This window comes from Bacillus sp. T17B1, from assembly GCF_026796395.1.
Classification (GTDB): Bacteria; Bacillota; Bacilli; order Bacillales; family Bacillaceae; genus Bacillus; species Bacillus spizizenii_A.
The window spans coordinates 86467-94292 of sequence record NZ_JALAYA010000047.1 but is presented as its reverse complement, the minus strand read 5'-3'; the positions used below and the strand labels follow the sequence as shown (position 1 = coordinate 94292).

Here is a 7826-nt window from a genome sequence, read left to right as displayed (position 1 = left end):
CGGGAGCTCTTTTTCTGTTTTTAAAATCAGCTGAATATCCAAAAAATCAGCGTATAACAAAAAAAGCTTGTAGAAAAACATCGTTTTCTCTACAAGCTGACAGCCTTCTCCAATGAGAAGGCTGTTTTTATTTGTGCAACATTCATCTATCATCCTATGATTGCATGATGAGAAAACATCGTAAGAGCTTCACTGAATTACTGATTTTGGAGCAAAAACTTACAAAAAGAGCCATAAATTCGATAAAATAAAGGTAAGTTACTTCAGAAAGAAAGTGATTGAAAAAGCAAAACAAGATATGAAACGTTAGTATCATCTAGAAATAATAGACTCATGTGTATAAAAAAATCTGGACAGCTACTTTTATTTGCTGTTCAGATTAATGGACCGTTTCGGGTCTATGGAGGAAAAAGAATGAAACTCACATATGTAAAAGCTTTTGTTGCAGTAACTGTTGCTTTAGGTGTACTGCTGCCATCAACCATTTCTCATGCAAAAAGTTTTAGTGGCCGCTCATCATCTAGTTACAGCAGCCGAAGTTCAAGCTCATCATACAGCGGAAGCTATAGATCCAGCCCAAAATCAAGCTACAGTTCAGGATCAAGCTCTTCAAGCAAAAATTACAAGACGTCTGACGATTCATCCTCATCAATTTCGCTGAAAAAGAAATCCTCGGAAACGTCCAGCTCATCAAGCGCTAAAAAATCATCAGGCACATTTTCCGGTGCCACTTCAAAAGTAAGCGGTAAGACATACAGCGGAAAAACGTCTAAAGCTTATGTTGACGGACGTTATGTTTCGGTCAACCATTACTACAATGCAGGATTCTCGCCATCGGGATGGTTTGGATATTATAGCGGATTTACAACGGGCATGTTCATGATCAGCATGATGCACCCTTGGGGTTACACCTATCATCCAGTTGGGGGTCCAGGCTATGTTTCTTACGGCGCTTCGCCCATTGCCTGGATCGTTGATATCATCGCTTTGATCATTATTTTACTCATTGTCATCGCACTGATTCGCGCATTCAAAACACCGAAGACGTACAGAAGGAGTTTTTAGGTAATGAAATTAGTCTTAAATGAGCAAGAAATTGTAGACGGGATTTGTGTGTTCATTTCTCATGAAGAAGATGTGTACCCTGAGGACGTTGAAGTAAAAGAGCTGTCTTACAACAAGCGGACAGGATTCTTCGCTGAAGCCTCATATGGCCTGCACCACAAGCAGCTAGTGTCAGATGACATTTCAGAAGGCATTATTCAGTTCTTAGAGGAATACCACAACTTCAATCCAGACGTTACAGCAGTAGAATTGCAATTTGATAAGAGAAAAGGATTTTCCGCCTTGGTTTTCGTCAACGAGGGAGAATAAAAATCAAAACCTTGCTCCTCCTTGTGAGTAAGGTTTTATTGACGTTTCCCCTCCGGCATATGAAATGCAGGTACAGAAACGGTCTGTTTTCCGGCAAACAGGAAGAGCACCGCCCTTCACATCAGCAGCCCGCCTGACAGATAAACCTCCATTACTCACATCCTTGCTGATAACGGCTTTCGTGCTTACAATGATATTGAAAGGAATGATTACAATGGCAAATGCTCAATTCCCTCTTATTACACAAAACCTTTCTCTCGATCTCGTGAATACTGAAATTATAAGCTATGATAAACGGCACGATCTCATCCAGTCAGACAAAGATCTGATGGCATGGTTAGAAATAATGGGAGAAACTGCTCCTTTTCTCAGTTCTTTTACGCTACAGCAAGTCCAAGAACAATTGCAACGGATTCATCAATTCCGAGCTGAGCTGAGAAAACACTTTGAGCGTATCGCCGAAGGCAGTGAACCCTCTCCAGCTTTTATTACATTCCTGCAAGATCAAATCGCCGCCGCTCCCTTTTCTTATCAAATCACAGATGACAAACTTGCACGCATTCCGAATGGAAAACTAGATGATTCCATTTTATCGCTTATCGCTTATGATGCGTTATGGCTGATTCATTCAAAAGAAATCCAACAGCTGAAACGGTGCGCAAATGAAAAGTGCATTTTGCTTTTCCTTGATAAAACAGGAAGGCGAAAATGGTGCTCCATGAAGATATGCGGCAACAGACATAAGGTCTCACGCCATCAGAAAAAAATGAATAAGGAATAAGAATCCGTTCCCCAGCGAACGGTTTTTTTATTGAATTAAAAAATTAACCTTTAAAAATATTCTTGACAGGTTAGTTTGCAGCTATTATTCTATACATACTGGAGGGATAAATATGGAAAAAAACTTCTTTTTGAAAATGAAAGGAACAGGAAAAACGCCTTTACAGGTAAACGGCAAAGACGCTGTTACAGGACTTATTGGAGGATTTATCACCATACTGACACTCGCTTCTTTAACCGCGTATACATCAACCTTATGGTTAATGGCACCTTTTGGGGCCAGCTGTGTTCTGGTTTTCAGCGCTTGGAATGCGCCATTATCACAGCCGAGAAATGTGATTGGCGGCCATTTTATCTCTGCACTTACAGGGATTGTTGTCCTTCACATATTCGGCGCCCACCCATGGACCTTTGCACTGGGGACAGGGCTTGCCATTTGCTTGATGATGCTCACCAAAACCATTCATCCTCCTGCCGGCGCAGACCCGATTGTCGTTATTCAAGGGGCATATGCTTGGAGTTATTTAGTATTTCCCGTACTCATTGGGTCTGTCATCATCGTACTCTTCGCTCTTATTATCAATAACTTGCGCAAAAATCGCCAATATCCTTCGTTTTGGCTTTAATGTTTTCTTCTTTTAAAAAACAAATGTTTCAAATCAGATAGGAAATGGGTACTACTCTATTAACTTTGTTAAACATAAGAAATACTCATTGGCCTAACAACTGAGGGGGAACATTTGTGAAGACAAACACAAGGAAATATATGATCTACTTTTTCGGCGCTTTAGGGGGACTGCTTTACGGTTATGATACGGGCGTCATCTCTGGAGCACTGCTTTTTATCAACAATGATATTCCTTTAACGACATTGACAGAAGGATTGGTTGTCAGCATGCTTCTCCTTGGTGCAATTTTCGGTTCTGCCTTAAGCGGCACATGCTCCGATCGCTGGGGCAGGAGAAAAGTTGTATTTGTCCTTTCCATCATTTTCATTGTCGGCGCGCTCGCTTGCGCGTTTTCTCAAACAGTCGGCATGCTGATTGCATCTCGGGTGATACTCGGCTTGGCCGTCGGTGGTTCAACGGCGCTTGTGCCCGTGTACCTGTCAGAAATGGCACCGACGAAAATCCGCGGGACACTCGGTACAATGAACAACTTAATGGTTGTTACCGGTATTTTATTAGCATATATCGTAAACTATCTGTTCACGCCGTTTGAAGCGTGGCGCTGGATGGTGGGACTGGCTGCGGTGCCTGCGGTGCTTTTATTAATCGGGATCGCATTTATGCCTGAATCACCAAGATGGCTCGTGAAGCGCGGGCGTGAAGATGAAGCGAAAAACATCATGAAAATCACTCATGGCCAAGAAAATATTGAACAAGAACTTGCGGATATGAAAGAAGCGGAAGCAGGAAAAAAAGAAACAACACTCGGTTTACTAAAAGCAAAATGGATTCGTCCCATGCTTCTGATTGGCATCGGCCTTGCCGTTTTCCAGCAGGCTGTCGGCATTAACACGGTCATCTACTACGCGCCGACCATTTTTACGAAGGCCGGTCTTGGCACATCGGCATCCGTACTCGGCACAATGGGTATCGGTGTCCTCAACGTCATCATGTGTATCACTGCTATGATCTTAATTGACCGCATCGGCCGCAAAAAACTGCTGATATGGGGAAGCGTCGGCATTACACTGAGCTTGGCCGCACTAGCAGCTGTGCTCCTGACACTGGGGCTCTCTACATCAACAGCATGGCTGACCGTCGTTTTTCTCGGAGTCTATATCGTATTTTACCAGGCAACATGGGGTCCGGTTGTATGGGTTCTGATGCCTGAGCTCTTCCCATCCAAAGTACGCGGAGCCGCAACAGGCTTTACTACTTTGGTATTATCAGCAACCAACCTGATTGTGTCGCTCGTCTTCCCGCTGATGCTCAGCACCCTGGGCATCGCATGGGTCTTTACCATTTTTTCAGTAATCTGCCTGCTTTCATTTTTCTTCGCCCTCTACATGGTTCCGGAAACCAAAGGGAAAAGCTTGGAGGAAATTGAAGCAAGCCTGAAAAAACAGTTTAAAAAGAAGAAAAGCAGCCAAAACCAAGTGCTGAATGAGCGTACATTATAAAAAAAGGAATCGTCTCCTCAAGGGACGATTCCTTTTTCTATTACACCATAACCTTGCAAATATTGTTGGTAAATTCAACAGGGTCCTGAATCGGCAAGCCTTCGATGAGAAGCGCCTGATTGTACAGAAGATTTGTGTACAGGCTCAGCTTCTCTTTATCTTGTTCAAATGCGTTCTGCAGTGTTTGGAATACCTCATGATTCGGGTTGATTTCCAGCACTTTTTCCGCTTTTACATGTTGGCTGTCCGGCATCGCGTTTAAGATTTTTTCCATCTCGATTGTCACTTCGCCGTCAGCGGCAAGGCAGACCGGATGTGATTTGAGTCGTTTTGAGATTCTGACGTTTTTCACTTTATCTGACAGAATGTTTTTCATTTCTTCAAACAGATCCTTGTACTTGCTTTCCTCTTCCTCGGACTGCTTTTGATCCTCATCCGTGTCTATGCCAAGGTCTCCGCTTGATACGGATTTAAACTCTTTTTCCTGATAAGATGCCAGCATCTTAATCGCAAACTCATCGATGTCCTCTGTAAAGTAGAGAATTTCATAGCCTTTGTCCGCTACCATTTCCGTTTGCGGCAGTTTCTCAATGCGATCGTATGAATCACCGGTCGCATAATAAATATATTTCTGATCTTCAGGCATCCTTGATACGTACTCATCTAAGCTGACCAGTTTTTTCTCTTTGGAAGAGTAGAATAATAAGAGGTCCTTCAATTGATCCTTATTCGCGCCAAAATCATTGTACACGCCGAATTTCAGCTGTCTGCCGAATGACTTGTAGAACGTCTCGTATTTCTCTCGGTCTTTTTTGAGCAGGCTTTCCAGCTCGCTTTTGATTTTTTTGCTGATATTTTTCGCGATCAGCTTCAGCTGGCGGTCATGCTGGAGCATTTCTCTGGAAATGTTCAATGACAGATCCTCAGAATCGACCATACCCTTCACGAAGCTGAAGTGGTCCGGAAGCAGATCCGCGCATTTGTTCATGATCAGAACGCCATTAGAATACAGCTCCAAGCCTTTCTCGTATTCCTTGGAATAATAGTCAAACGGCATGTTTTCAGGGACAAATAGAATCGCATTGTAGCGAACCGCTCCATCCACACTAATATGAACATGTGTCAGCGGTTTATCAAACCCGTAATGCTTTTCAGCATAGAATTTTTCATAATCCTCATCTGTCAGCTCGTTTTTGTTTTTTCTCCAGATCGGCACCATGCTGTTGACTGTCTGCTCTTCCTGTACCTCTTCAAATTCATTTTCGCTGCCTTCCTTCGGCTTATTAATGGTTGTATCCATTTTGATTGGGTAGCGAATGAAGTCGGAGTATTTTTTAATGATCGCTTTTAAACGATATTCCTCTAAGAACTCGTCATAGCTGTCGTCTTCAGTGTTCTCTTTGATTTTCAGGATAATGTCTGTACCGACAGAATCCTTTTCACACGGCTCAATCGTGTAGCCGTCAGCACCCGCAGACTCCCATTTATACGCCTCTTCGCTGCCGAGTGCCTTACTGATGACTGTCACGACATCGGCAACCATAAACGCCGCGTAAAAACCGACACCGAACTGCCCGATGATGTCATGTCCGTCTTTCAGCTCGTTTTCCTTTTTAAACGCAAGTGAACCGCTTTTTGCAATTGTGCCGAGATGCTGCTCAAGTTCATCCTTTGTCATCCCAATCCCCGTATCAGAGATCATTAATGTTCTCGCATCTTTGTCAGCTGCGACCTTTATATAGTAATTGTCTTTATTAAACGTAAGCGTATCGTCCGTCAGTGCTTTGTAATAGATCTTGTCAATCGCGTCACTCGAATTGGAGATTAACTCACGAAGGAAAATTTCTTTTTGGGTATAAATCGAGTTAATCATCATATCCAGCAAGCGTTTGGATTCTGCTTTAAACTCTTTTTTAGCCACTCTAGATCGCTCCTTTTTGATATATTGTTACGCTATGTAAACTCTTTTCAGCATCTATTTATCACATGTGGTGACAATTGTCAATTAGATTGATAGATGCATATATATGTAAATTTAACATTAGCTGGGTGAATTTTCACTCTTTTTTCTCAGTCGCTCCTGATAAAAAAGAGAGGCTTTATCATCCTCTCTTTTTTTCTGCGTCATTCCAGCGGCCAAACTCCCGCTTCATCCATATATGCACCGGGTAGAAAAACAAACCGAACGGGATCAGAAACAATAGATTATGCCATGAAGCATTTAAAACTGCGTTCACTGTAACCGGAAACGGAATCTCTTGAAATACGAAAGAAATGACTGTCAGCACAACAAACGCCGACGGAATCGTGACAAAGCAATAAAACGTGAGCTCCTTCTTATGCTGTACTTTCAAAACAAATAAACCTCCCAACAATTTCTAATCCATTTTAACATATACTGGCAGTTCTTTTCTCACATGTTTATCACTGCACATAGCGGGAAGACAAATAGAAAAAGGAGGACTCATGTCATGGGAAGACTTGAAAACAAAACCGCCGTCATCACAGGCGCCGCGACAGGCATTGGACAAGCGACGGCAGAGGTTTTTGCCAATGAAGGCGCGCGTGTGATGATCGGAGACATCAATGAAGACCAAATGAAAGAAACCGTTGAAGCGATCAGAAAAAATGGAGGACAGGCGGACGCCTTTCACCTCGATGTGTCAGATGAAAACAGTGTGAAAGCATTTGCTGATCAAATCAAGGATGCTTGCGGAACGATAGATATTTTGTTTAATAACGCCGGGGTTGATCATGAAGGCGGAAAAGTGCACGAATATCCGGTTGACCTGTTTGACCGCATTATCGCCGTCGATCTGCGCGGCACGTTCCTTTGCAGCAAATATCTGATTCCGCTCATGCTCGAAAAAGGAGGCTCCATCATCAACACCTCCTCCATGTCTGGCCGGGCCGCGGACCTCGACCGCTCCGGCTACAATGCCGCAAAAGGAGGAATCACGAATCTGACAAGAGCGATGGCGATCGACTACGCAAGAAACGGCATCCGCGTCAATTCTATTTCTCCGGGAACGATCGAAACCCCGCTGATTGACAAATTAGCAGGCACCAAGGAGCAGGAAATGGGCGATAAATTCCGCGAAGCCAACAAGATCACACCGCTCGGACGCCTCGGTAAGCCGAAGGAAATGGCAACAGTAGCGCTGTTCCTCGCGTCAGACGACAGCTCATACGTTACAGGCGAAGACATCACCGCAGACGGCGGCATCATGGCGTACACATGGCCTGGGAAGATGCTGATTGATGAGAAGTGGAAGGAAGAAACGAAATAAACATAGTCTGCGCATTATCAATGATCAAATATCAATCATAAAAGGGAGCTTTTCCTTAATCACTAGGATAAGCTCCCTCTTCATCATTCCTCAATTTTTTTCGCTCTCCTGCAGAAAAAAACAGACTGCATGACTCTATATATTTTACATATTGTCGATCCTATCCTACAATGGATTTAGAATTTATTGGGAGTTGTTAGAATGAAATTGCTATTTATCTATATCATTTTAGGAGGCTTCACTAGCATTTCTCT

Annotated in this window: 8 protein-coding genes; 6 read left to right on the top strand and 2 right to left on the bottom strand. The window is 43.2% G+C overall.

Translation table 11 applies throughout. The features are described from left to right. The first annotated feature begins 414 nt into the window (after nt 1-414). From MOF34_RS18885 to MOF34_RS18865, 5 genes are all read left to right on the top strand, one after another. Nucleotides 415-1065, top strand: coding sequence for a hypothetical protein (locus MOF34_RS18885; RefSeq protein WP_268401324.1), 651 nt, complete (start codon nt 415-417; stop codon nt 1063-1065). A gap of 3 nt (nt 1066-1068) precedes the next feature. Continuing rightward, nucleotides 1069-1374 (top strand): DUF2653 family protein, encoded by a 306-nt coding sequence (locus tag MOF34_RS18880; protein ID WP_268401322.1) that lies wholly within the window; start codon nt 1069-1071, stop codon nt 1372-1374. Nucleotides 1375-1588: 214 nt separating this feature from the next. Further along, nucleotides 1589-2155 carry a CGNR zinc finger domain-containing protein gene (locus tag MOF34_RS18875; protein ID WP_268401321.1) on the top strand — a complete coding sequence of 189 codons (567 nt, stop codon included), beginning with the start codon at nt 1589-1591 and terminating at the stop codon, nt 2153-2155. A gap of 112 nt (nt 2156-2267) precedes the next feature. Then, nucleotides 2268-2780 (top strand): HPP family protein, encoded by a 513-nt coding sequence (locus MOF34_RS18870; protein ID WP_268401320.1) that lies wholly within the window; start codon nt 2268-2270, stop codon nt 2778-2780. A gap of 116 nt (nt 2781-2896) precedes the next feature. Then, on the top strand, nt 2897-4282 hold the full coding sequence (locus MOF34_RS18865; RefSeq protein ID WP_268401318.1) for a sugar porter family MFS transporter: 1386 nt from the start codon (nt 2897-2899) through the stop codon (nt 4280-4282). A gap of 40 nt (nt 4283-4322) precedes the next feature. Here MOF34_RS18865 and htpG read toward each other — a convergent pair whose 3' ends face one another. Both htpG and MOF34_RS18855 read right to left on the bottom strand, forming a co-directional pair. After that, entirely contained in the window at nt 4323-6203 is a 1881-nt protein-coding gene (gene htpG / locus MOF34_RS18860) for a molecular chaperone HtpG (RefSeq protein ID WP_268401317.1), read from the bottom strand. Nucleotides 6204-6384: 181 nt separating this feature from the next. Then, on the bottom strand, nt 6385-6636 hold the full coding sequence (locus tag MOF34_RS18855) for a hypothetical protein (protein ID WP_268401316.1): 252 nt from the start codon (nt 6634-6636) through the stop codon (nt 6385-6387). A 117-nt stretch (nt 6637-6753) separates the two neighbouring features. On the opposite strand from MOF34_RS18855, the gene MOF34_RS18850 reads away from it, so the two are divergent. Then, entirely contained in the window at nt 6754-7572 is an 819-nt protein-coding gene (locus MOF34_RS18850) for an SDR family oxidoreductase (RefSeq protein WP_268401315.1), read from the top strand. The last annotated feature ends 254 nt before the right edge of the window (nt 7573-7826 follow it).

What these genes read in the sequence shown, in the direction of transcription:
- MOF34_RS18885 (WP_268401324.1), top strand. Translation starts at nt 415, where the DNA reads ATGAAACTCACATATGTAAAAGCTTTTGTTGCAGTAACTGTTGCTTTA.
- MOF34_RS18880 (WP_268401322.1), top strand. Translation starts at nt 1,069, where the DNA reads ATGAAATTAGTCTTAAATGAGCAAGAAATTGTAGACGGGATTTGTGTG.
- MOF34_RS18875 (WP_268401321.1), top strand. Translation starts at nt 1,589, where the DNA reads ATGGCAAATGCTCAATTCCCTCTTATTACACAAAACCTTTCTCTCGAT.
- MOF34_RS18870 (WP_268401320.1), top strand. Translation starts at nt 2,268, where the DNA reads ATGGAAAAAAACTTCTTTTTGAAAATGAAAGGAACAGGAAAAACGCCT.
- MOF34_RS18850 (WP_268401315.1), top strand. Translation starts at nt 6,754, where the DNA reads ATGGGAAGACTTGAAAACAAAACCGCCGTCATCACAGGCGCCGCGACA.